The sequence below is a fragment of the Dehalococcoidia bacterium genome (assembly GCA_030648205.1).
Lineage (GTDB): Bacteria > Chloroflexota > Dehalococcoidia > JAUSIH01 > JAUSIH01 > JAUSIH01.
Genome location: JAUSIH010000106.1, coordinates 1 through 23,173, shown reverse-complemented (window position 1 = coordinate 23,173; position 23,173 = coordinate 1). Strand labels below are relative to the sequence as shown.

Here is a 23,173-nt window from a genome sequence, read left to right as displayed (position 1 = left end):
CCACGGCGACGGATGGCACCTGGGACGTGGTCTTCGCCACCCGTACCATTGCGCAAATTGACTTGCGGAGCCCGCCCGACGATGCATAATGTGTTCACCATGTCTCCGAACACCCGTCCACCATGTGTCCAGTCCATACATACGAGGAGAAGGGGGAAACAAAGTGACCTTGGGAGGACACCTCCCAAACCCTCCGGCGGGGGCTGCGGCCCTGCACCCGCTTGTTGCACGGGGCGTTATTGTGCTCCCCCGTCTTCTCGATGGCAAGGGGAAGATATGAAACTGGCGGACTCCTTCGGGCGTCCGGCGTCCTCCGCGGAATGACTGTGCCCCTGCGCGGCAGGTAGCCGCCATTGTGCGCGTCTGTCATTCCGAGCGAAGCGAGGAATCTCCCACGTTGTCCGTGATCGCGAGGAGATTCGAGAAAGCAGGCGGCGCTGCCACCGAAGCAGCGCCGCCTATGACGTGACGGACGACGGCGCTAGGCTGGGTAGACCAGCTCGTACCCCACCGCGTGGCGCGAGGGCTGCTTGGCTGTCTTTGCGCCCTTCGTCTTCCAGAAGGCCTCAGCTATCTGCTGTACCGCGGTGAGCAGGTCCTCGGCGGTCTTCAGGTCGTTCTTCTGCCGGACAGCGGACGCCAGCTTCAGGGCCTTCCAGAACTTGTCATGGAGGTCCGGGACCTGCTGGAGGTGCTCCGGCTTGAAGTAGTCGCCCCAGAGGATGCGCAACTCGTGCTTGCACAGCTCCGCGTGCTGCTCCTTGGCGGCCGTCAGACGGCTCACCTCCGTCATGAACGCGTTCACCTCAGCGGGGGTGCAGTCTGGCCCGGGCTTCTTCAGGTTCTGAAGAAGCTGGCTCATGCGGATGGCGGTCAGGGCCGATACCTGAGCTGTATGGGGATCATAGATGCCGCAAGGGATGTCGCAATGGGCGTGCGCGACGGTGGCGGGAAACACGCGGTGAGCGAGCAGGAATGCCGAGTTAAGCAGTGACATAATCTCTCCTTATTGCGAAATGTGTGACAAGCCAGTGTACAGGAACAACGGGGCGCGGCGCAACACGCAGATAGGTGTGCCCGCGTGCCTCACCCTCCTCGCGGGCCATCCCGACGGATACAATAGCCTCATGGACACGCAGGAAGGGACGCCGCGGTCGCGCTCCGCCGCCGGGGAGCGCCGCGCGAGTGGAGACCGTTGGTGGGGCAGGACTCTGCGCGCGCTGCTCCGCGTACGCCCTATCTGCGTCCTCAGCGACATGCTGTGGTCAATGCGTGTCGAGGTGGACGGGGACAGCATGGCGCCCGCGCTGACGGCGGGGCAGTACGTGCTGGTGAGCCGCTTGGCCTACCGAGTGCGAGCGCCCGCGCGCGGGGACATTGTGGTGGCGCGCGAACCCGTTCGGCCCAACGTCCTCTGCGTCAAGCGGATTGCCGGCCTGCCCGGAGACGAGGTGCGCCAGGAGCGAGGCAGGCTGTGGCTCAACGGGCGCCTTGTGGACGATACGGACACAGGTGGCCTGCCGGAGAATGTCACGGCTTCGTTCCAGTGGCGTCTCGGCGATGACGAGTACATGGTGCTGGGGGACAACCGGAGGGACAGCCGGGACAGCCGCGCCTTTGGCCCCGTGAAGCGCGGGCATATTCTGGGCAAGGTGTGGTTCCGCTACTGGCCGCGTCAGAAATGGGGCAGAGTGGGATAAGCGACGCGCTCGTTGCGCGCGGCCTACCAGTGTAGTGCTTCCAACGCTTCGTTACGGAAGGGCTTCGTCTGGAATCTCCGGCACGAGGGAGCCAGAGGGGGCAGATCCCCCGTAGCCTGTCCTGAGCGAAGTCGAAGGAACGGGGGCACTGGGGATGGTTCCCTGGGTGAAAGACTAGGGACCATGCAAGGGCAATCAACGTGCAGAGTCTCGCAGGTAACGAGATTTCGAAAGCACTACGCTAGCGCCGCAGGTTCCACTCCGTGTTGCCGTACTTCTGCCGCATCAGCTCCTCCGCCGCGCGACGCTCCTCCGCGCATAGCTCCCCCGGCTCCAGACTGACGCCCAGCGCCTGCTGGAAGCCCTCGCGGAGCGATTGCGCCACCTCCTCTGGCGTGACTGTGCGGCCCAGCGCCTCCCGCAGGCTTATGACGCGGCGGTCAAGCTCCTCCACGGGCAGCCGCGTCCCGTTGCGGAACAGGGAGAGGTACAGGGAGGCGTCGAAGTCCAGCAGGAGCGCGCCGTGCTGGAGTACCGCGCCGTCGCGGCGGAGCTGGGCGCTGCCCACCATCTTGCGTCCGCGTACCGTGACCTCGGAGGCCGCCGCCGCGTCGAAGCAGGCGCCGGAGCGGGGCAAGGCCACGCCGGGCGGCAGCGGCGGCGCAAGGTGCGCGTCGGCGCCCAGGCGGCGCAGGCCCGCGACCAGCCCTGCCGCAATGTTCCGATAGGCCGCTTCCACTCCGCCCGCCACGGCGGGATGGCCGTCCGGCGCGGCTACGCTGTAGGTCATCTCCTGGTGGTGGAAGACCGCGCGCCCGCCTGTGGGCCGCCGCACGATGTCAACGCCCAGGTCGCGGCATCGCTCCAGGTCCACGTCGCGCCGGGCGGACTGAAAGTAGCCCAGACTCAGGCAGGCGGGGCGCCACCGGAAGAAGCGGACGGCGGGCGGGCATCCGCGACTGCCCACGCAGTGCAGCAGAGCTTCGTCAACCGCCATGTTCCACGCGCCCGGCGCCTCGCCCGTTTCCAGGAGCCGCCATGTTTCTTGTCGTTGAGCGCTCATGACGTGACATCCCCAGGCTATCGCACGCTTGATTGCCGGTCTAGTATAGCGCGGGCCGTCGGTGCGAGGGGCGCGTCGCGGGAGACGCCCTTGACACCTGGAGAGGCCCGGCCTATGATGCGACTGGTCTGTCAGATACCGTTGAAGGAGAGCACCCGTGACTGAAACGCAGAAGACGTACCACGGCGACGCGCGCGTCACGCCAGAGGTACTGGCGGCCGTCCGCTCGCGCATCGGCGTCAAGCATCCCATCAAGCCCTGGAACAACCTGGTCACCGAGGACAACATCTGGCACTTCTGCGAGGGGTATGGCGATGACAACCCGCTCTACACGGACGTGGAGTACGCCAGGAAGACGCGCTGGGGAGGCATCTTCGCGCCTCCCACCTTTCTGTTAAGCTGCTCCAGCGCGGGTGGCGGAGGAGGGCACGGCCTGCCGGGCGTCTTCGGGCTATGGGCCGGCGACAAATGGGAGCACTACCGGCCTGTGCGCCCCGGCGACGTTATTCATGGCTACACTGAGCTGGAGTCGGTCAACGAGAGGCGCAGCTCTTACGCGGGCCGCATGTTCGAGCAGATTGACAAGGTGACGTACATCAACCAGCGCGACGAGGTGGTGGCCCACCGGTGGCACGTGAACATGCGCCTGGAGCGCGGGCCATCCCGCGAGAAGGGTAAGTACAACGCCATCACCCTCTACAAATATTCGGATGATGAGGTGCGTGCCATCGAGGAGCAGTACGCGAAGGAGCCTGCCCAACGTCGGGGCGCCACACCGCGCTACTGGGACGACGTCAAGGACGGCGAGGACATGATCACGCTGGTCAAGGGGCCGCTCACGGTCAACAGCATGGTCACCTGGTTGATGGGCTGGGGCTCGCCGCTGTGCAAGACGGACCGCATCGCGCACTTGTACATGCACTCACATCCGCGCGCGCGCATCGTCAACCCGGAGACGAACGTGCCGGACTTCCCGGAGGCGGCGCACTGGGACCCATGGTACGCCAAGCAGAGCGGCCTGCCCGGCGGCTACGACATCGGCGGGCAGCGCATCTCGTGGGTGGCGCACGTGGTGACCGACTGGGCGGGCGATGACGCCTTCGTGAAGCGCTTGGAGGTGCAGATTCGGAGGCCCAATATCGTGGGCGATACGACGTGGTTCCACGGCCGCATGGTGAAGAAGTTCGAGAAGGACGGCGAAAAGCTGGTGGAGTGCGAGATATGGGGCGATAACCAGCGCGGGGAGAAGACCACCACGGGACGCGCAATCGTACGGCTGCCCAGCAGGCCACAGTAGGCGGAACGTAACACAAAGGGCCGCCGCGCAGGTGGCCCTTTCCTTTGACACACGCGAGAAATACGCTTGGCTGACCATCCGGCGGCTGCAACAACCCAATCAGTTCCTCTAAAGACGCCCTTCTACTACGGCTGGGTCATCGTGGCCGTGGGCGTGCTTGTCACGTTCATGCAGTCGGGCATGTCCAACCCCATGCTCTCCGTCTTCATGAAGCCTATGGAGGCGGAGTTCGGCTGGAGCCGCGGTACCATATCCATAGCCACCACCATCGGCTCGCTGCTGGGCGGACCTCTGGGGCTGGCCCTCGGCCCCGTCATGGACAAGCATGGGAGCCGGGCTATTCTGGCCCTGGGGTCGGTCCTGCTGGGCGCCGCAATGTTCGGCCTCGCCCTTACCGCGTCCCTGTGGCAGTTCTACCTGTTCTTCTCCATCGGGCGCATGATCTTCATGGGCGCCACTACCGTGGCTCTGGGGGTGGCCGTATCCAACTGGTTCATTCGGAAGCGTGGGCGCGCTCTGGGCGTCACCTACATGGGTGACCGTATCGGAGGGGCCGTCCTGCCGTTCCTGTCCATTTTCATCATCACGTCGTACAACTGGCGCTGGGCATGGGTGGTCATGGGAGTCATCGTGTGGGTGTTGGCGGTCATTCCCACCGCCGTCCTTATTCGGCGCAAGCCGGAAGACGTTGGCATGCTCCCGGATGGGGATGTCTCCAAGGGGCCGACCTCCGCCTCCGTCTCCTCGGCGGAACTGGAGACGACCTACACCCTGAACGAGGCGATGCGCACCCCGACGTTCTGGATGCTCGCGGGCATATCCGGCATTTTCTACATGGTCGTGGGGGCCGCCAACCTGCACCAGCTTCCGCACATGCTGGACGTGGGCGTGCCGCCCACACTTGCCGTCGGCGCGCTAAGCCTTATATCGCTATGCGCGGGACTGGGCACGGTCACCTGGGGGTTCCTGGTGGACAGGCTGGGGCCCCGGCGATGTCTGATCATCAACTACATCATCGCCACGCTGAGCATGATCGCGTTGGTCATGACGAAGGACACCGTCATGGCTTATGTGTACGCCGTTCTGTACGGCTTCAGTCTGGGAGGAGGCACGCCCCTGCTGCTGGTGGCCTGGGCGAACTACTATGGCCGGGGCGCGCTGGCGCGCATCCGCGGCACGACCACGCTCTTTAACCAGATACTCAACGCGATTGGCCCCGCCGTGGCCGGTATCCTGTATGACATGAATCACAGCTACACGATCCCGTTCTTGCTCTTCGCCCTGGCTTATGCCGTATCAGTCGTCTTCGCCATCCTGTCCACGCCGCCCGGTCCGCCGAAACGTCTGGCAAAACCAGAGACCCCGGCGTAAGACCGGGGTCTCTTCCAAAGGCCAGGGCGTAGAAGGGGTTAGCGAATAGGGCCCACGGCGCCAAGCGCGCCCGCCAGGCCGCTGACGCCTTCTCGAATCACGAGCGCCACGGCGATGATGACGCCCGCCATGACAATGCCGACGGCGACGTTCCCCCGCGCCAGCTCTGCCTTCTCGTCAATGCTTGTCGTAATCTTGTCCCAGATGTTGAAGGCCAGGTAGATCGAGATCACGGCGAAGCCGACGCCCGCGGCAAGCTGAATGAGGCCGAAGATAATAGCGATGACGTAGTCCATGAGGTTGACGCCGGACACGCCTGTCACCGCTTGCGTCAGGCCGACCACACCGGAAGAGACCACCAGAGCCGTGGCGATGACCACGCCCAGCATCATGACGCCGACAGCAACGTTCCCCTTTTTCAGCTCCTCCTCTTCGTCAATCCCAGGGGTCAGCTTGTTCAGGAGCCGGATGGCCATGGAGATTGACCCCATGGCAAGACCCAGGCCAATGACCAACTGAATGAGCCATACGATGAGCTTTGCAAGCAGTTCCACTAAAACAGTCGCCTCCTGTTCAGTATTCTCTCCACCGATCACCGGTGGGCGTCGGAAATCCTAGCACTGGGCGCGACAGGGCGCAACATCACCCCTGAGCTGCCACGTGGTGGTCAATCCCCTTATAGGCGTTGATGAAATCGAACACCTTGCCCGTGTCCATCGCGGTCAGACGCAGGATGCGGCCCCATGCCGTCACCGCAACAGGCGTGGACAGGGACGGGTAGGGCGTCAGGACCACGTGCTGTGGATAGCCCTCGACGATGTCGGTGAGCAATTTGAGGCCCATCTGGGACAACAGGCTGGGGTTGTACCAGATGATCACGCCGCCGTCCTCCATGTTGTGGACGAGGACAGCCCTGGGAACAGCCTCCTTGTAAACGCCCCAGCGGGCAAGGTAAGTCGTATGTGGGCCGTGGGTCGGCGGGTCCGTGGTGTAGGGGATGCCGTCGCCGTTGGGGTTGGAGTCCATGGATGTGCCAAGCCATGAGTGGGCATTCCGGAACTGGGCCGCCATGAGGGGCGCTTCCTCGCCGGGCCTGTTCGCCTGGCTGACGAGCGTGATAGCCAGGGCTATCGCTACGATGGCCACGGCGCCGACGCCAAGGTAAACGTAGGGGCTCACGCCTTTCGAGCGTCTCTGCGGTCCCTGCTTGTGCGCTTTGCCTTTACTCGAAGATGGGGCCATATGTCCTCCCGGTTGCGATTTTCCCGGAGCCAGCGTATAGTTTCCCGTGGGCTGGCGGGTTGAACACTTATCTTACACCCGCCTGTAGCTGCAAACAATGTCCCAGGAGGGTGGTATGACGACGGCGAGCCGCGTGAGACCCACGGACAGGACCATTACCATCGGTGGCCTGCGTTTCCACTATCTGGAATGGGGCAAGCCCGGCGCGCCCCTCGTGGTGATGCTGCACGGCGCTCTGCAGACGGCCCATAGCTGGGATGAGGTCGCCCGCGTCCTGGCCGCTGATTACCATATCCTTGCCCTCGACCAGCGCGGCCACGGCGACAGCGCATGGGCGCCCGACGGCGACTACAAGATGGAGGCGTACCAGCGGGACATCAACGGCTTCGTGGAAGGCCTGAGCCTGGAGCCTTTCATTCTGATTGGCCTGTCCATGGGAGGCCGCAACTCCATTTACTACACCGCAACCCATCCGGAGCGGGTGCGGGCGCTGGTCGTTGTGGACATAGGCCCGGAGACCATGAAGGAAGGGCGAGAGAACATCAGGCGGTTCGCCTCCGATACCGAGGAGTTGGACTCGGTTGAAGCCTTTGTGGAGCAGGCGCACAAGTTCAATCCGCGCCGCTCTCTGGAGAACCTGCGGGAGCGCCTGAATTGGAACCTGAAGCAGCTCCCCAACGGCAAGTGGACATGGAAGTACGACAAGGTGTTCCGCAGCGCGGAACTGGAGCGGACTCGCGGACGGGTGGACCTCTGGCCGTTCGTGCGCCGCATTCAGTGTCCCACTATCCTCATCCGCGGCGCGGTAAGCGACGTGCTGTCTGGCGATGCCGCCCGTAAGGTGGTGGAGGCAATCCCCGGATGTCAGTACGCGGTAGTGGAGGGAGCGGGACATACCGTCCCCGGCGACAACCCGGACGGCTTCCTGGCGGCGGTCCGTCCCTTCCTGAAGGGGCAGAAGTCAAAGCGCGCATAGCCCTCAGGGCTTGGTCTGAGAGAGATGCGGCAGGGGGCGCTCCACCGGAACGCCCCCTTAGTTTTTGCCGCGTAGGGCATGGGAGCTTTTACTGGATGGTGATGATCATCCGGCGCAGCCGCTCCACCCTGTCCTTGACGGGTGGGTGAGTGCTGAAAAGGCTCCCGACAAAGTCGCCGCGGAGCGGGTTGACGATGAAGAGGTGAGACGCGGCGGGATTCACGTCCAGGGGCTTGCGCTGCACGCCCGCCTCCATCTTCTCCAGGGCGCTCGCCAGGGGGAGCGGGTCTTGGATGATGCGCGCGCCCGTCTCGTCCGCGCCGTACTCCCGCGCCCGTGAGATAGCGAGCTGGATGAGCATGGCGGCGATGGGCGCCAGAATGATCATCAGTAGCCCCGCCACCAGGCCAAGACCGCCGCCGCTGTTATTGTCCCTGTCCCTGCCCCCAGAGCCGCCGAAGATCATGGCCCACTGGGCCATCTGGGCCAGCATGGTGATGGCGCCCGCCACCGTGGCCACGATGGTCATGACCAGGGTGTCCCGGTTGCGCACGTGGCTCAACTCGTGGCTGAGCACGCCGCGCAACTCGTCCTTGTTCAGCAGCCGCATGATGCCGGTGGTGACCGCTATCGCCGCGTGCTCCGGGTCGCGCCCTGTCGCGAATGCGTTGGGCGACTCGTTGTCGATTTGGTACACCTTGGGCTTGGGAACGCGGGCCAGGAGGGCCACCTCCTCCACGATCTGGTGCAGGTCCCGTGCTTCCTCCTCCGTTACGAGCTTGGCCCCCGCCATAGCCAGGGCGATCTTGTCGGAGAACCAGTAGGCGATGAAGTTCATGACAAACGCGAATATGAAGGCCATGACTACGCCCGCTGTTCCGCCCAGCACGCCCCCCATGAGCACCAGGATCACGGTGAGGGCGGTAAGCAGAAATGCCGTCTTGATGGTACTTGTCCAACTCACAGCTCTTCCCCCCTTGAATCCAGACCTGTCGGTCTCGTCCTGTACGTCCATTGGGACACCACTCATATTATAGCAAGTTCTTGCTGGATACAGGCTGGCCCTCACCGCGCCTGTTGGGGCGTGGGGCCGGCGTCCTGTACGCGTATCTGGACAAAGTACAGACCATCCACTGCCCGCTGAACGTTGCCGGACTCCAATCGGATGCCTTCAGGCCAGGGAGGGCGCAGCAGATTGTTTTGCAGGCCGGGAGTGAAGGACACCATGCGGAAGCTGCGCATACCCCGGTCACGCGCCTTGGGTACCCAGTCGCGGAATTGCTCCGCCGAGGGGAGGAACAGCATCCGGTGGCTGAAGAACTCGGTCGGCACGGTTACGGGCATCCACCAGGAGTCGGTGACGATAGGCTCCTCCGGCGGCAGGGCGCGCACATGGGCTATCAGGTCTCGGTTCAGCGCCACGTCCCTGGCCACGCCCAAAAGTCCGACCGTCTGAAACGCGGTTCCCGCCAGCGCCAGGACAACGGCCAACGTGAGCAACCCCCGTCGCGCGGCGGCCATCTCAGGCATGCGCAGGAGGTAGGCGACCGACGTCACGGCCAGGACGGTCAGCAGAGGGTAAATGCCCAGGAAAAAGCGGGGGCCCCACTCCAGCGCGCCGCCGTTCGGGCCAATCGCGCTGACCAGGCTGATGGAGACTAGGTACAGGACAGCGTAGAGGAACGTCGCCAGGGCCAGCATGCGCCGCGTCCGGTCGGCAGCATCATCTAGAGCGCGCACGCGGGTGAGCATGCCGAAGACGAGGAACGGGCTGATGGCCAGGAAGCCGTGGAAGTTGAACACCTTCTGCGTAGGGTAATTGAACGGTGGCAGAGATACAGCGAAAATAACCCAGGCCGCGGCGGACAGAACGATGAGGGACAGATTGAGGAGCGATCCACGTCCAGGCCCGCGCGTCCATTGGAATACGGCGATGGCGACCGCTGCGGCCATGCAGAAGAGGAAGGCGACCTCCAGTGGCGCGCCGTCTCCCACCAGCAGGTGGACGATGGCGTACATGCCGTTCTGGGAGAGATAGTCCAGGGTGATGGTGGAGAAATTCTTTGCGGCGTTCAGCGGCAGGGGGCTCCCGTTCGTGATGTAGTTGAGCGTCCAGAGGGGCAGGCTCGTCACTACGGCGCCGGCGGCCAGCGGCAGCAGCGTCGCCCAGCGGGCGCGGCCTTGATAGAACAGCAGGACGGCCAGGAAGAACCCGGCGGCGAAGACGTACATCTCGGCGCGCAGGCCGCCCGCCGCGAAGGCGATGGCCGCGCCCGCGAACGCCAGCCGCCAGGACGAGGAGCCGTCGCGGGCGGTCAGCAGCAGGTACGCGCCCAGGGTGGCGCAGGAGACGGCCACAGTGTGTTCCCAGAACATCACGCTGTAGAACAGCACGGGTGTCGTCAGGCCGAGGACCAGCGCCGCCCACACGCCCGCTCCCGGCCGTAGCCGCTCCGTCAGGCGTCCCGTCAGGTACACCGTCCCCGCGCCTGAGGCGGCGGGTAAAAGGAAAAGCCCCGCGTGGCCGAAGAGCAGGTAAAAGGGGAGAGACATGGCGGCGAACAGCAGGGGCCAGACGATGTGGATGTTGCCCTGTCGAATCTCGTAGAAGGTGGGTCCCAGCGGCACCGCCTGGAGGTCCGGGTCCAGCGCCCTGCCGGGATAAGGCATGTCGAAGCGGAGGCCGTCATCCCATCGCAGGCTGAGCATCTGGACATACTTCAAGTTCGAGTCCGGCGACCAGAATACGCCGGAGGGCCACAGCAGCGCGATGGCCACGTAGAGGAGGCCGATGCCGGCGCTCAGGGCCAGGACGGGGTGGCGCAGAAGCGGAGCGAGTGCCCTGTTCACGCTATGGTCGGAGCTTCAAAATCTCGGCGTGGGCCTGGCCGGACACGATCTCCAGGATGGCCACCGTGCCCAGTTCGCCCATGGGGTGCCGCATGCCGGGATACGTGGGGCTACCGGGATTGACGAAAAGGACGCCGTCGTGTGTCTCCACCAGCTCTTCGTGGGTGTCCCCGAAGGCCACGACGTTCACCAGCCCACCGAACTTGCAGCGCAGCACCTCGGACAGCGGCTCGTCCTGGGGCAACTCCAGCGTCTGGTCCGCCTTGATGCGCGGCCCTGGCCACCCGATGTCGTGCACCATGCCGATGCGCAGCCCCGCGACCTCGACCACGCGGGTCGGCTCCGCCAGGCGTGGGTCTGGCACGCGCGGGTCAGGGTAGCCCCGCACGGCGACGACGGGGGCCAGCGTCTCCAGGTGGTCCAGGCACGAGAGGTGGTAGATGTCGCCGCAGTGCAGAATAAGCTCCACGCCTCGAAAAGCGCGGAGGACGGCCTCGGGCAGCCGCTCGTCCGGCCTCAGGATATGGGTGTCCGCTATGACGCCGATGCGCACGGGCCGCTCTCCCAAAGGGTCTTGCTCCCGCCATTGTAGCGGCTTTTCGCTCACACTGTCACGGTCGGGAAAGACGGACTTATCATGCCCTCTGTTATACTCGACCTTGCGAGGATGGTCAGCGGATCGTGGTGCATAAGACGTGCCGACGAGTCCGGGGCACCACGCCGCCGCTCGGGTGCACACCAGTGCGCATCCTATATGCGTTGGAGGCATCTTGACACGAGGGTAGGTAATGTCCACTAGACAAGAATTTTCTGAGGGAGTGAAGAGAACTGTTGCCCAGAGAGCGGCTTATTTGTGCAGTCGCCCAGAGTGTCATGCTCTCACAGTGGTTCCTCATTCAGACCCACAAAAGGCTTTAACTAGCGGAGTTGCGGCACATATCTGTGCTGCTGCCCCCGGTGGGCCTCGTTTTGATTCTGAGCAAACCGAGGAAGAGCGCACGGGAATTGATAATGCTATATGGCTTTGCCATGCATGCAGTGACCTTGTAGACAAAGATCCCCCTACGTACTCGAAAGACGTGCTGCTCAATTGGAAGGCGGATATTGGAAAGTTCATTGTGAGTGGTGGCGGAATCCCGGCTCTGCCAAGCATACGGCTTGAGACAGGCAGAGGTCTCACGCTAACGAGCGGGGTACCAGCGCAAGTAACGGGCGACGACATTATGAAGTATCGGGAGCACTGGCTAGAAGTATCGCATCAAAGCCGGAGGATGCTGCGTTATTTGCACCTTCGGATTCAGTTTCCTGAACCAGTTGTTGGCTGTGAGATAGTGAAAAGGCCCGTTGGTGCGGCAGTGACGTGTGAGCCGGAGCGAATCAGGTCCACGGCTATCGCCAAAGGATCCGGGTCGTCTGTGACAATGTATGGTGGAAAGCAACCCACTCCGAACTATCAACTTGAAATCAACGAGTTGCCTCCTAATAGCGAGCTCGTAATCCGTTTTGTTTCTCAAGCCAACGGCTCTCCGGCATTCGACTTGTTGTCCGACGTGGGTATCAACGGAGAGCAAGCTTTGTTTCATCACATAATGGGAGAATTTCAATTCCAAATTCTTGACCAGTATTCGGTTCGCAAATTCTGTGTTCCTTTGATCATTGATGCCGTCCAAAGGGCTATCAAATCCTTGCCAGTTGAAGATTACGAGGAAGCCAAATCACGAAGAAAAATCTTTGGCACTCAACAGTTTCCATAGGCGGTCTAACACTGCGCGTCTAGCTGTTGAGCATAATGAGCAAGCACATAATAAAAGGCATGTTGTACGGTGATTGTCCTGTGTTCGTCTCCTTGACAAGCGCTGGGCGCGGCTTTAACATGGGAAAGAACGCATGTTCTATACTCTTATGCCGCGCTGCATTTTCCACGTTGACCTGGACGCGTTCTTCGTCTCAGCGGAGCGCATTGACCGGCCCGAGCTGTGGGGCAGGCCCGTGGTGGTCGGCGGCGAGCCGGGCAGCCGGGGCGTGGTCGCCTGCGCCTCTTACGAGGCGCGTCCCTATGGCCTCCACGCCGGCATGCCCCTGGCGCAGGCGCAGCGCCTTTGCCCTCAGGCCATTTTTGTGTCCGGCCGTTTCCACCTCTACAGCGACCTCTCCCGTCGGTTCATGGACATCCTGGGAGACTTCACCCCTGACCTGCAGCCGCTGGGTCTGGACGAGGCCTACATGGACATGACGGGCTTCGAGCAGATGTATGGCCCCGCCGGACGTACGGCCCGGCGCATCCGGGAGCGCGTGCGCAAGGAGCTTGGACTGACGGCCTCCGTGGGCATCGCATCGTCCAAGGTTGTGGCGAAGGTGGCGTCCGACCTCTGCAAGCCGGACGGGCAACTGGAGGTTCCGACTGGCGGCGAGGCGGGCTTCCTGGCGCCGCTGGATGTCCGCAAGCTGCCGGGCGTCGGCCCCAAGACGGAGATGCTCTTGCACGGCCTGGGTGTCCGCACCATCGGCGGTCTGGCGGCGCTGCCGGAGAGTGTCCTGCGCTATCGTCTGGGCGTCTGGGGCGAGGGCCTGCGTCGGAGCGCGCGGGGCCAGGGTGGCGGCCACGTCCATCCTCTTGAGCCGCCCAAGTCCATCAGCCGGGAGACGACCTTCGCGAAGGACGCCACCGACCGCGATTTCCTGCGCGGCGTGTTCCGCTACCTGACGGAGCGCGTCGGCGCCGCGCTGCGCCGGGAAGGGAAGTGGGCGCGCACGGTGACGTGCAAGGTGCGCTACGCCGACTTCGAGACCGTGGAAGGGCATCGCACCCTGCGGCATGCCATCGCGTCCGACGACCAGGTGTATGGGCAGGCAGAGGCGCTTCTGGCGCGAGCGCTGGCGCAACGGTGGGCGCCTGTCCGCCTGATTGGCGTGGGCGTGGCGGAGTTCGTGGAAGGGGCGCAGCTCTCGCTCTTTGACGCGCCTGCCGGGCGGGCGGTGCGCCTGTCCAGGGCGGTGGACAGGATACGCGCCCTCCACGGTTTCCTAGCCGTGCAGACGGGCCGCACCCTGTCTCTGGCCGCGTTGTACGAGGCCTCAGAGCGCGGTTACATGCTCCACACGCCGTCGCTCTCGCGGTAGCCGTAACCTCCCGCGGCCTCGGCACGGAACTTAGCGCAGGGTGTCCCGGGCGGGCTTCAGCAAGAATTTCTTCATGGGCGTTTAGGGGTTTAAGGTGCCTATTTTTACGGTCTTGGCAGGCGACGTCGGCGCGTCTATACTTGTTGCGTGTAGAGGGACTAGAGGCTTTCTCATCACTTTTCCCCATATCCTGCCGGGATACCAACGTGACGCCAGGCCTGTCTCTCGCCCACCTTGGGAACGCACCGCCGAGGCATGTCCTAGAAGTCATTTCAAAATGCCTGCTCACCCTTCGACAAGCTCAGGGTGAGCGGTGGTTTTCCTGTTCATGGTGAGCTTGTCGAACCATGAAGCCGAATTTTGGAATAGGTTCTAGCAGATCAGGCGAGGGAGAGCATGAAAATTGATCAGTTCAAGCTCCATGCAGATATTGAAGAGCGGCATTGGTGGTTTCTCGGTCGAAGGCAGATCATGCGGGAGTTGGTCTCTCGCCTATTCCCCACTTCCAAGACTCTCACGGTGGTTGACATCGGCTGCGGTACGGGAGGGAATATTGCCGCACTGGCTGAGAGCTATACCCGTGTGGGTATAGATACGTCCGAAGAGGCGATCCGTTTTGCTCGAAGCCGTTTCCAGCAGGTCCGCTTCATCCATGTCCTTGCGCCTGCCGATGTCACGGATGTGGTGCAACAAGCTGATATTGTGTTGTTGATGGATGTCCTGGAGCACATTCCTGACGACTTCGCGTTTCTATCAGCCCTTCTGGACGCTGCTGCCCCAGGCGCTCATCTTCTTCTTACCGTGCCTGCTGATATGTCTTTGTGGAGCGAGCACGACGTGAGCTTTGGGCACTATCGTCGCTACGATATGCGCGGCTTTGGGCGTTTGTGGGAGGGTCTGCCTGTGACGACGCGCCTGCTTTCGTACTATAATACGCGTCTGTATCCGGTAGTCAAACTAATGCGGGCGCTAAGCCGTTGGCGTGGGCGTGCCTGGGGGGCCGCTGGGACAGACTTCAGCATCCCTATGCAGCCCTTGAATAGTATTTTGGCAAAGGTTCTTGCCAGCGAGTCCAAGGTGCTCGTGGATGTGCTAGAAGGAAGGCGTGCCCAGGGTTTTGGAGAGGGTGTCAGCCTGATAGCATTGTTGCGTCGGGGGTCGGGAGCGGTGACAATCAGAACACAGCCGCAGGGATCGCATCCCAGGTCCGCACCGTAGTGTAAACTGTAGTGTAAAGAGAAGCATCCTAGACGCAGAGTCCCTGCCTACATACCGGCTTTGGAGGACTCCATGACTTCCTCCCGTCCCGTCCTCTCGGTTGTCGCCCCGGTATTCAACGAGGGGGGTGGCGTCGCGGAATTGGTGCAGCGCGTGGTCCGAAGCTGCCGTGGGCTGGGTGTGCCTTTTGAGATGCTGGTCATCAACGATGGCAGCTCAGATCAGACCCTCCAAACCCTGGTGTCCATGAGCAGGGATATTCTAGAGCTGAGGGTGGTGGACCTTTTCCGGAATTTTGGACATATGTCAACTCTCAGCGCAGGCCTTGCTCTGGCGCGCGGCGATGCCGTCGTCGTGATGGATGGAGACCTCCAGGATCCGCCTGAGATCCTCCCCCAGTTCTTCGCCGAATGGTGCTCTGGTGCTGATGTGGTCTATGGCTTGCGCACGCGTCGAGGGGAGTCCTGGCCGAAGCGTGTAGCGATAGCACTTTTTTACTGGCTTCTGGAGAAGACGGCACACCCGCCGATCCCCAAACAAGTTGGAACTTTCTGTTTGATGGATCGACGGGTTGTAGATGTGCTCAACAGTATGCGAGAGCGCCACCGGTACTTCGCAGGCCTGCGGGCGTGGGTTGGAGGCAAGCAGTCCTTTGTGCCGTACGAGCGGCCAGACCGCCACCACGGCAAGAGTCGGGTTGGCCTCCTGGGCTTGGTTCGGCTCGCTCTCACAGGGCTGCTCTCTTTTTCTAGTGCTCCTCTGCGCTACGCGAGCTTACTGGCCATCCTGTGTGGGCTTGGCCTTCTGCTGATAGGAGTCACAGCAATTCTGGTCCGATTGTTTACGAATCTGGCTATTCCAGGCTGGGCTACCTTCACCGCGTTGATCGGGCTCACGGGATTTGTGCAGGCACTAGTCCTCGCGGTTATTTCGGAATACATAGCTGTCGTTTTCGACGAAATCAAGGCGAGGCCCCTTTTTTTGGTCAGAGGTGAATTTGCTCATGGCAAAAGGGTCCCGGAGGAAAAGGCTAGCTAGCGGGCTGTCCTTCCTGACCTTGTGGCACCCTAGAGCATCTGCTAAACTATCCCCACCATGCGAACAGGCCACCTAGTGGACGTCCTACATTCGTTCAGATATCACATTGTCGCCCTAGCTCTTCTGGCAGTCCTGTACTCCCTGCCCGTCTTGCTCCGGCCCAGCGATGCTCTCCCCCTGGGGAGCGATTTTGACACGCACATTGCACCATACACCTTTGTCCGGGAAAGCATACTAGCGGGCCGGTTTCCCCTCTGGAATCCCTATTACACCACGGGTCAGCCTTATCTAGCCGATCCGCAAGCCCACTATCTGTATCCTGTCCTTCTCTTGCCCGTGGTGGCTTTCGGCGTAATCCCCGGAATGAAGGTCGCTATTGTGCTTTCGCTGTTCCTCACGGGTTTGGGACAGTGGACATTAGCCCGGGCAGTGGGCTTATCGCGGCCCCTTTGCCTCTGGTCGGCAGCCCTCGTGATGCTCTCTGGCAACCTGGCCAGTAAGTTTGCCGCCGGCCAACCCGAGTATATTCTGGCGTATCCGTGGATACCCTTCTCCCTGGCGTTCACCCTGATGGCGTTGCGAAGCAGGCGCGTCCTCTGGATTGCCCTCGCGGCCCTCAGCATCGCCATGCCTGTATTCGCGGGCAACTACTATTTTGTCTGGTATGCGCTGGTGGGCGGCGCCGTCGTCGCTGGGGCATATGCCACTGTCGCCGGTGCGGAGGCCCGAAGCTGGCGCCCTGTATTATCCAGCGTCGGGCTCTATGGGGGGATCCTGGCCCTTGCCTTTGGGCTGGCGGCGGTGCGTCTGCTTCCCTCCCTGCAGGTGATACCTACGATGGCCCGCTTCAGCGCCCCGTTTCACGGCTCCGACGACCTTTACGGCACGTTGAAGGATCTTCTGCGACCACCGAACCTGGCGGTTCTCGGCTCCTCTTATGGAGACGCCTACGCTTTCCTAGGCCTGGCGCCTTTCTTGGGGCTGCCCTTCCTGTACTATGCCTGGCGCCAGCGGGAGACGCGACGTCACGTCATTGGATTCGCTGCGCTGGGCATCGTCTCCGTCCTGCTCGTCGGCCAGGCCTACCCCTACTCCCCGTTCCATTGGCTTGTTCAGATCATCCCGTTCTTGGACATGTCGCGGATCCCTTTGCGCGCCCTGGTGCTTACGACGTGCTCTCTGGCGGTTCTGAGCGCCATTGGGTTTAGCTTTTGGCGACCGTCAGGCTGGCTGGGCCACCTTAAAGGCGGTATCCTGGCCTTGGGCATTCTGACGGTCTTTGTGGCTAACGGGTACGTGCTCTACACATCCGGTCCTCTACCCGATCAAGGCGTCAACTCGCGGTTGGAAGACGGTCTACGCCGCGCCATAACCTGGCTCCGGCAATACGATCCCGGGGTATATTATGTTCAAATTTATGAGCGGCCGCCCGGCGTTAATCCCAGGAGAACGAATGTGCAGTACAATCTGGTGGCTGCTCGCATGAAGATATTGGATTCCTACTACGGATGGTACCCTTGGGGCTCTCCCGCGGTCCCTCAGATCAGGCTGCCTCTGCGGCTTACTCCTTCTCCAGACCTCCCTGGCCTCTCCTCGCTTCCTGTGCGGGGCCGCTACATGCTGCTCCCCGGAGGCATGGGCCAGGCGTTCCTCCAAGACGGTTATCGTCTCCTGTCCACCGTCGAAGGCGTGGATATTCTTGAGTATGCCGCGGCTCTGCCCTACGCTTTCGTACTTCCATCCGACGGTCAGCCTAAAGCAGACAACGTCCGGCCTGCGTTGGTGGATGTTCTGGAACCTGGGAGAGTGGTCGTGACGGCCACGGCTCAGGCAGGGGACCGTTTGGTGGTCGTGGAGACGTTTTATCCCGGCTGGTATGTGCGCGCCGACGACGGCCATGCCGCAGCCGTTACCAGTTACGAAGGAGTCCTTTCAGTGGGCGCCGCGCCTGGAACTCATCGTTACACATTTGAATACCAGCCGCCCATCATCGGATGGGGCCTTGCGGTTTCATTGATCACCGTGGCTCTGGTCGCAGGTCTGTTCGTCGCCGGAGGATGGCGCGGCGGGAAAGTCGCCAGAAGCGGTTGATCGCATATTTCTTTGCCTTCTTGTAGCCTCCGGATTCCTGCGCCAAGAGGACCAGCCCCGAAGGCGCATCTTTGGCAAAGCAGGTGTCCTTGTAGCGTACTCGGCGGGCATAGTTGTTGTTTGGTGGCTATTTACGCAGCCTTGCATTGAGTTGTGAACTGTCGCCATAAGACCCCGGATTGTGCGCGTGCTGGAGACGTCCCGGCATGTTCCGTATCTAGAAGTCTTTGTAAGGCTCTATAGAAGACAAGTCACCTGGGGATTTGCATGCTATGAAGTCGTACAATGTGGTCAGGGGGCCTCCGACGGGCCGCTGTGGGGGAAGTATGGCCACGCTACTGGAGTACCTATCGCGCGCAGAAGCGATTCGTGGGCGCAAGAAGGCGCATTTCTTACGCCACCTGGTCGTAATCTGTGGGCTGTTCCTGGTTGTTGCCGCGATCTATTTGCCGTATGCGCCCCTTTATCAGTTCGTCAGTGACGACTACTCCTGGATCAATATCACCCGTGGGGAGTCACTGCCCGCTCTCCTGACCAGCCTGCGGGGAACCGGAGCGGCTTTCGTCCTAACCTGGCGGCCCGTCAATAAGCTTTCGGTGATGGCGAATTACTATGTGACTGGCACGACCCCCGTCTTCTACTACCTGACCAACTTGGCTATTCATCTCTCGGTGGCGCTGCTCATTTATCTGTTTGTGTGGAGGGTCACCCGCCATCGAGGTGTCAGCGCAGGGGCGGCCCTGCTTTTCGGCGCGCACCAAGCGGCAACCCTGCCTGCGTCGTGGCTGGCGGGGCGGCAGGATAGCCTCGGAACTCTGTGGGTCCTCTTGACAGTGTTCCTTTTTCTGCTGTACTTGGAGGCGTGCACAGTGAAACGCTCCATGGCCCTGGCATCTGGGGCGGTGGCTGCTCTGGTGCTCGCCCTCGGATCGAGAGAGTCGGCGGTAGTCATCCCCGGCCTGCTCATCGCGGTCTGTGCGCTTAGGAACCAAGGGCCTTGGATCCCTGGGGCATTGGCAAAAGCCGGAGCCGTAGTGCTGATTTCCATGGTCCTGGTGGCTGTGTATTGGGCTATCCGCTTAGCGCTAGGGCCAGTGACATATCCCTTTACCGTCCTTGGGGGTGGCCCTGTCAGCGGCCTGCTCCATGCGGGGCAACTCGGTCTCGTCTATCTGGCGACGCTTTTCTCGCCCATAGATATGGGCCCGTGGCATAGCATGATCGGCGGGTTTTCAGGTGTGTCCGTGGTAGCTGTTTACGTCGCCCTTTCCTGTGTTGGGGGCCTGGGCTGGGCGCTGGTCAGTTGGCTGCAACGAGCGCTTCCCGCTGCTCTGCCAGCGTGGTGGGCGCGCTTGGCGCTCTTTTCTACCCTATGGGTGGTGATTACCCTCCTTCCTCTGGTGTCCCTCAATGTACCCATACCGACTAGAGCCTATATGGCCCTGGTGGGTGCCGCCATCTTAACTGCAACCGTGTTCGCGGCAGGGTTCATGCTTGCTCGCAGGTACGTTGGTCGTCCGCTGGTGATTTGGCTTCTGGCCGGAGTTGTGGCCTCTCTCGTGGCTTGGCATATGGCCCAGAGTATTCACGCCCTTCGCATGCTTACCCAGGAAGGCGCCATGTGGACGGACGCTGTCACCAGGGTCACCCGAGATATCCAAGTCCAGATGGCCCGGACGCCCGCATCCAAGGTTTATCTTGTGCTACGGGAGCCTAAGGTGCCTCTCGCCCTGTTCAGCGCGGACTTGAAAGACGCGGTGGAGCTTCGAATAGGTGCTTCCGCTCCACAGATTGAGGTTCTTGAAGGAGGCGAGTGTCCTAATGTCCCCGGCGCTGCTTGCGTCCAAGTGGCGGACCTGCGGTAGGGAACTGGCTCGGAAAAGCGCGCGCGTCGCACTACTTCGCGAAGCTGGCGAGGCCGTCTTTCTCTTCCGGCTCCATCCCCCAACAATGTTTAGGATTTAGCGGTCTCTTTTCAAAAGTTCTAAGCCTGGTCTAGAATGTGCTCGATGCGTGTGATTTGGAGGTCAATCCGTGCAGGCGAGCCGCACCCTGTCCCTGGCCGCGCTGTACGAGGCCTCAGAGCGCGGCTACACGCTCAACACGCCGTCGCTCTCGCGGCAGCCGTAACACGCCAGGCGAGTGTCCGGACGACAGAGCGGTCGCCTGCGCCCGCTGGAATCAGCCGTTCGTTACCTGCGCGGAGGGCACCGGCGCCGCGCTTGGATTGAAATAGGCCCTGACCGGTTTACTGTTGAGACAGCGCATATAGCGCCAGCCGAAAGCCGACATCAGCGAACTGAGGAAGGCCGCGCCGATCTGCAACTGGACAAGACTGGCGACGACGCCCAGCGCTCCGAGCACGGCCATCGGCCACAACACCACCATCGCCACGGTGCGTCCCCAGGTTTTTTTCTGCCGCATCCCGATGGACGATATCAGGCTGAGCGCGCCCGCCGGCAGGATGTAGACGCCCATCCCGAGCAGGAAGATCGCGTTGAGCGGCCCGGACGGGTTCGTGATCTGGAAGACGAGACCGACGATGAACAGCGCAAACCCGGCCACGGCGCCGATGGTTCCCAGGACGAGGAACGACCCCATGATCACTCTCAAGGCGCTTAGTTGCTTCTCATCGGCATTCAGGCGAGCTGGCCGCGCTTTTTTCGCCTTGAGGGGCTTTTCCATGTCAACGGGACCGCTTTCGTCTCTACGCGGATAGTCCGGACCCTTTGTGGCGCGTCTCTCGCGTCCTTGCGTTTGTCTCACCCCGTCACGGTAGCGTCTCCGACGCTACCTCCACGACGCTGCCAATCCCGGTCCCGCCGCAGTTCACCGCGTCCGTGCGGCCGGTGCAGTCGTGCGTGGTCTTGTCCTGTTTCCTTGCGGCAGGCTTGCCGTCAATGAGCACTTGAGAGTCGCCGGACGTTATGATGAAGGTATTCGCCCCGTCGGAGCAGCAGTGAGCGCCAACGTCGCCCATGCGCGCCGCCGGGAAGCCGCCAATCGTCACCGTGGGGCTGCCGGAGGCTATGAATCCGGTGACGGCGAACGGAGCGCCCGGGCTGCCTCCTCCAATGGCGGGCGCGAACACCTTGTCGCCGAGACGCGCGTAGCCTTTGCGCGGGTTCACCGTCTGGAGCGTCTGCGTCGCGCTCGCCTTGACGCCCTCCGCCTCCACGGAGATAGTCACCTGGCGCGGCCCGTCATCCAGGCGGGATGCGCGGTTGAACGTCGGCTTTGTCTGACTGCCCTTGGGCGGGCTGAACGTGGCGTCGCCCGACCAGACCACTGAGTCCGACACGTCCTTGCGCGTTCCGTCCGGCATCGAAAGAGTCGCCTTCGCGCCTAGCCCTCGGTGAAGACCTTCGGGCTCTGCCCCATGGGATACGTGAACTCCACGGAGACCTGCGGCTTGGGAGGCGGCGTCGGCGTTGGAGCGGGCGTCGGCACGGCGGACGGATCGAACAAGGGCCGCAGCTCGTACTTGTAGAGCAACTCGCCCCAAATCTGCGTCCAAGTCAAGCTTTCGCCGAGGCTCGTCGCCGCTACCACCTGCGCCGAAATGCTGAGCGGCGGGCCGTCCACCCGTCCCTTCTGAACGGGGAGCTCATACGACTTGGACGCGGAGGGCATGAACGGGTAATCGCCGCGCAGACTGCGGCCCGCGCCCGCATCCACGTAACCATCTTTCACGATGTCCGTCCCGCTCATCACCCGGATAATCACGCTCCCGCTCGGGAACTGCAATGCCTTTGGATCGTACGCGGACCCCGCGTCCTGCGTTGAAAGCGTCCCTTTGAACGTCTGGCCCACGGGCAGGCTGGCGGGCGGCTCCGTCCATGTGAAGCGCCACTTGGATATCTGTGTCCCCGTCTGGTTCGACGCCGTCGCGCTCCCGCCGGAAAGGGAGACCGATCCGGTGGGCTTCGGCATGCCCGTGGCAACGTTCGGCGGGAGCTTGGTCTCCGTCTTGCCGGTGAGCACCCACACGCCCGGCACCACCTTCACCTTGGCCTCGGCGTGCTTGGTGGGGTCAGCCACGCTATTCACACGCACTGTGTAGTCGCCGACGTCCGACGCGACGAAGGTGACGGGCTTTTCAGATGCCTGAACGGGTATGTCCTGATTGGGGATCCCACTCCAATTCACACGGGTGTCGCTCAAGCCCAGAAGCGAAGCCCGGAACTCCTGCTTCGCGCCGGGGAGCAGCACAACCTCGCTTGGGAACAGTGCCAGGGTGAACCGCAAGGGCGTGGGCGTGGGCACGATGACGCTCACGGTCGCCCGCGCCGTCTGGGACGGGTCCGCGCGGCTGGTGGCGACGACGTGGTACGTGCCCTGCTGGGACGGCGCGGTGAACACGCCCTCCGGCGTGACAGTCCCGCCGCCGCTCTCCTCCACCTTCCACGTGACGCGCGTTTCCGGGTTGCCGGTCACCTCGGCTATGAAGGCCTGCTTGCCGCCCGCCGCCACCGTGGCGGTCGCCGGCCGCAGGTTCAGGGCCACCTGTGACACGGTGATGGTGGCCGTCGCCTTCTTCGTTTTGTCCGAGGCGAGGGCCGCGGTCACGTGGTACGTGCCGATCTGGTTCGGGGCGGAGTACATGCCGAAGTTGGTGACAGTGCCGCCCGCCGCGCCTTCGTCCACGCTCCATGTCAGCACGCCGGCGCCAGGCATCTTGCCGTTCACCGTAGCAGTGAACGTCCTGCTGCCGCGTGGGGTGAGTGTCACGCTGTCCGGACTGATAACTACTTCGCCTGCTTCGTAACGGACGGTGACGTATCTGAAATCAACGTATTCCCATGCCCCGTCAACTTTGCCGTAGACAGCGAACCCCAGTTTGTTCTCACCGGGTGCGAGAGTGTAGCGAAACGCGTTATCGTATGCAAGCACTTGCCCGTTTTGATAGACGCTAACCCCGAAATCGCCTCCTTGCGCGGCGAGACGTACCGGGTTGAAGGCGATCACCGTGCCTTCATTCAGAGGCAGCACTTTGCCTTCCTTGTTAACGTAGGCCAGAGTGTACCTCGGGAAGCGGCCGTTGCCGATGGTGCCGTTCTTGACTTCAGACCAGCGTCGCGCGATGAGGCTCCAGTCCACCATCGCCGTTTTGGCGACGTACCGGATGGTCTCATAGGGCTTGCCCTTGCCCGCGTCGATCTCCTTCGCGTTCGCCCCCGAGTTGTACGGCTTGAACTTGCCGTTCA

Annotated in this window: 20 protein-coding genes; 10 read left to right on the top strand and 10 right to left on the bottom strand. The window is 62.4% G+C overall.

Annotated features, from left to right (window positions below; genetic code table 11):
* Positions 1–481 precede the first annotated feature (481 nt).
* Positions 482–997 carry a superoxide dismutase, Ni gene (gene sodN / locus Q7T26_11995; protein MDO8532861.1) on the bottom strand — a complete coding sequence of 172 codons (516 nt, stop codon included), beginning with the start codon at positions 995–997 and terminating at the stop codon, positions 482–484.
* A 34-nt stretch (positions 998–1,031) separates the two neighbouring features.
* Between sodN and lepB the strand changes: the two genes are divergently transcribed.
* Positions 1,032–1,700 carry a signal peptidase I gene (gene lepB / locus Q7T26_11990; GenBank protein ID MDO8532860.1) on the top strand — a complete coding sequence of 223 codons (669 nt, stop codon included), beginning with the start codon at positions 1,032–1,034 and terminating at the stop codon, positions 1,698–1,700.
* Positions 1,701–1,941: 241 nt separating this feature from the next.
* Here the strand turns inward: lepB and Q7T26_11985 are convergent, their stop codons facing one another.
* Positions 1,942–2,763: a biotin/lipoate A/B protein ligase family protein gene (locus Q7T26_11985; GenBank protein ID MDO8532859.1), complete on the bottom strand. Its 822-nt coding sequence runs from the start codon at positions 2,761–2,763 to the stop codon at positions 1,942–1,944.
* A 157-nt stretch (positions 2,764–2,920) separates the two neighbouring features.
* Here Q7T26_11985 and Q7T26_11980 point away from each other — a divergent pair, with 157 nt between their 5' ends.
* Positions 2,921–4,060, top strand: coding sequence for a MaoC family dehydratase N-terminal domain-containing protein (locus Q7T26_11980; GenBank protein ID MDO8532858.1), 1,140 nt, complete (start codon positions 2,921–2,923; stop codon positions 4,058–4,060).
* Positions 4,061–4,126: 66 nt separating this feature from the next.
* The gene (locus Q7T26_11975; protein ID MDO8532857.1) at positions 4,127–5,431 is read left to right on the top strand and encodes an MFS transporter; all 1,305 of its coding nucleotides are present in this window, start codon (positions 4,127–4,129) and stop codon (positions 5,429–5,431) included.
* A gap of 38 nt (positions 5,432–5,469) precedes the next feature.
* Here Q7T26_11975 and Q7T26_11970 read toward each other — a convergent pair whose 3' ends face one another.
* The gene (locus Q7T26_11970; GenBank protein ID MDO8532856.1) at positions 5,470–5,985 is read right to left on the bottom strand and encodes a DUF350 domain-containing protein; all 516 of its coding nucleotides are present in this window, start codon (positions 5,983–5,985) and stop codon (positions 5,470–5,472) included.
* An 88-nt stretch (positions 5,986–6,073) separates the two neighbouring features.
* On the bottom strand, positions 6,074–6,673 hold the full coding sequence (locus tag Q7T26_11965; GenBank protein ID MDO8532855.1) for a DUF3105 domain-containing protein: 600 nt from the start codon (positions 6,671–6,673) through the stop codon (positions 6,074–6,076).
* Between the two features lie 115 nt (positions 6,674–6,788).
* Between Q7T26_11965 and Q7T26_11960 the strand changes: the two genes are divergently transcribed.
* Positions 6,789–7,649 (top strand): alpha/beta hydrolase, encoded by an 861-nt coding sequence (locus Q7T26_11960; protein ID MDO8532854.1) that lies wholly within the window; start codon positions 6,789–6,791, stop codon positions 7,647–7,649.
* An 88-nt stretch (positions 7,650–7,737) separates the two neighbouring features.
* Here the strand turns inward: Q7T26_11960 and Q7T26_11955 are convergent, their stop codons facing one another.
* The 3 genes from Q7T26_11955 to Q7T26_11945 all read right to left on the bottom strand — a co-directional run bounded on the left by Q7T26_11955 (position 7,738) and on the right by Q7T26_11945 (position 11,052).
* Positions 7,738–8,613 (bottom strand): zinc metalloprotease HtpX, encoded by an 876-nt coding sequence (locus Q7T26_11955; protein ID MDO8532853.1) that lies wholly within the window; start codon positions 8,611–8,613, stop codon positions 7,738–7,740.
* Between the two features lie 101 nt (positions 8,614–8,714).
* Positions 8,715–10,499 carry a hypothetical protein gene (locus Q7T26_11950; protein ID MDO8532852.1) on the bottom strand — a complete coding sequence of 595 codons (1,785 nt, stop codon included), beginning with the start codon at positions 10,497–10,499 and terminating at the stop codon, positions 8,715–8,717.
* Position 10,500: 1 nt separating this feature from the next.
* Entirely contained in the window at positions 10,501–11,052 is a 552-nt protein-coding gene (locus tag Q7T26_11945; protein ID MDO8532851.1) for a metallophosphoesterase family protein, read from the bottom strand.
* 235 nt (positions 11,053–11,287) lie between these two features.
* On the opposite strand from Q7T26_11945, the gene Q7T26_11940 reads away from it, so the two are divergent.
* The 6 genes from Q7T26_11940 (at position 11,288) to Q7T26_11915 (ending at position 19,831) form a co-directional block, all read left to right on the top strand.
* Positions 11,288–12,253, top strand: coding sequence for a hypothetical protein (locus tag Q7T26_11940; protein ID MDO8532850.1), 966 nt, complete (start codon positions 11,288–11,290; stop codon positions 12,251–12,253).
* A gap of 133 nt (positions 12,254–12,386) precedes the next feature.
* Complete coding sequence (gene dinB / locus Q7T26_11935; protein ID MDO8532849.1) at positions 12,387–13,619, top strand: DNA polymerase IV; 1,233 nt, start codon at positions 12,387–12,389, stop codon at positions 13,617–13,619.
* 396 nt (positions 13,620–14,015) lie between these two features.
* On the top strand, positions 14,016–14,837 hold the full coding sequence (locus Q7T26_11930; protein ID MDO8532848.1) for a class I SAM-dependent methyltransferase: 822 nt from the start codon (positions 14,016–14,018) through the stop codon (positions 14,835–14,837).
* A gap of 72 nt (positions 14,838–14,909) precedes the next feature.
* Positions 14,910–15,875, top strand: a complete 966-nt coding sequence (locus tag Q7T26_11925) for a glycosyltransferase family 2 protein (GenBank protein MDO8532847.1) — start codon at positions 14,910–14,912, stop codon at positions 15,873–15,875.
* Positions 15,876–16,346: 471 nt separating this feature from the next.
* Positions 16,347–17,966, top strand: a complete 1,620-nt coding sequence (locus Q7T26_11920) for a hypothetical protein (GenBank protein MDO8532846.1) — start codon at positions 16,347–16,349, stop codon at positions 17,964–17,966.
* Positions 17,967–18,292: 326 nt separating this feature from the next.
* Positions 18,293–19,831, top strand: coding sequence for a hypothetical protein (locus tag Q7T26_11915; GenBank protein ID MDO8532845.1), 1,539 nt, complete (start codon positions 18,293–18,295; stop codon positions 19,829–19,831).
* Positions 19,832–20,147: 316 nt separating this feature from the next.
* Here the strand turns inward: Q7T26_11915 and Q7T26_11910 are convergent, their stop codons facing one another.
* The 3 genes from Q7T26_11910 to Q7T26_11900 form a co-directional block, all read right to left on the bottom strand.
* Positions 20,148–20,651: a hypothetical protein gene (locus tag Q7T26_11910; GenBank protein MDO8532844.1), complete on the bottom strand. Its 504-nt coding sequence runs from the start codon at positions 20,649–20,651 to the stop codon at positions 20,148–20,150.
* Positions 20,652–20,736: 85 nt separating this feature from the next.
* Positions 20,737–21,291: a PAAR domain-containing protein gene (locus Q7T26_11905; protein ID MDO8532843.1), complete on the bottom strand. Its 555-nt coding sequence runs from the start codon at positions 21,289–21,291 to the stop codon at positions 20,737–20,739.
* A gap of 20 nt (positions 21,292–21,311) precedes the next feature.
* Positions 21,312–23,069 carry a hypothetical protein gene (locus Q7T26_11900; protein MDO8532842.1) on the bottom strand — a complete coding sequence of 586 codons (1,758 nt, stop codon included), beginning with the start codon at positions 23,067–23,069 and terminating at the stop codon, positions 21,312–21,314.
* Between the last annotated feature and the right edge of the window lie 104 nt (positions 23,070–23,173).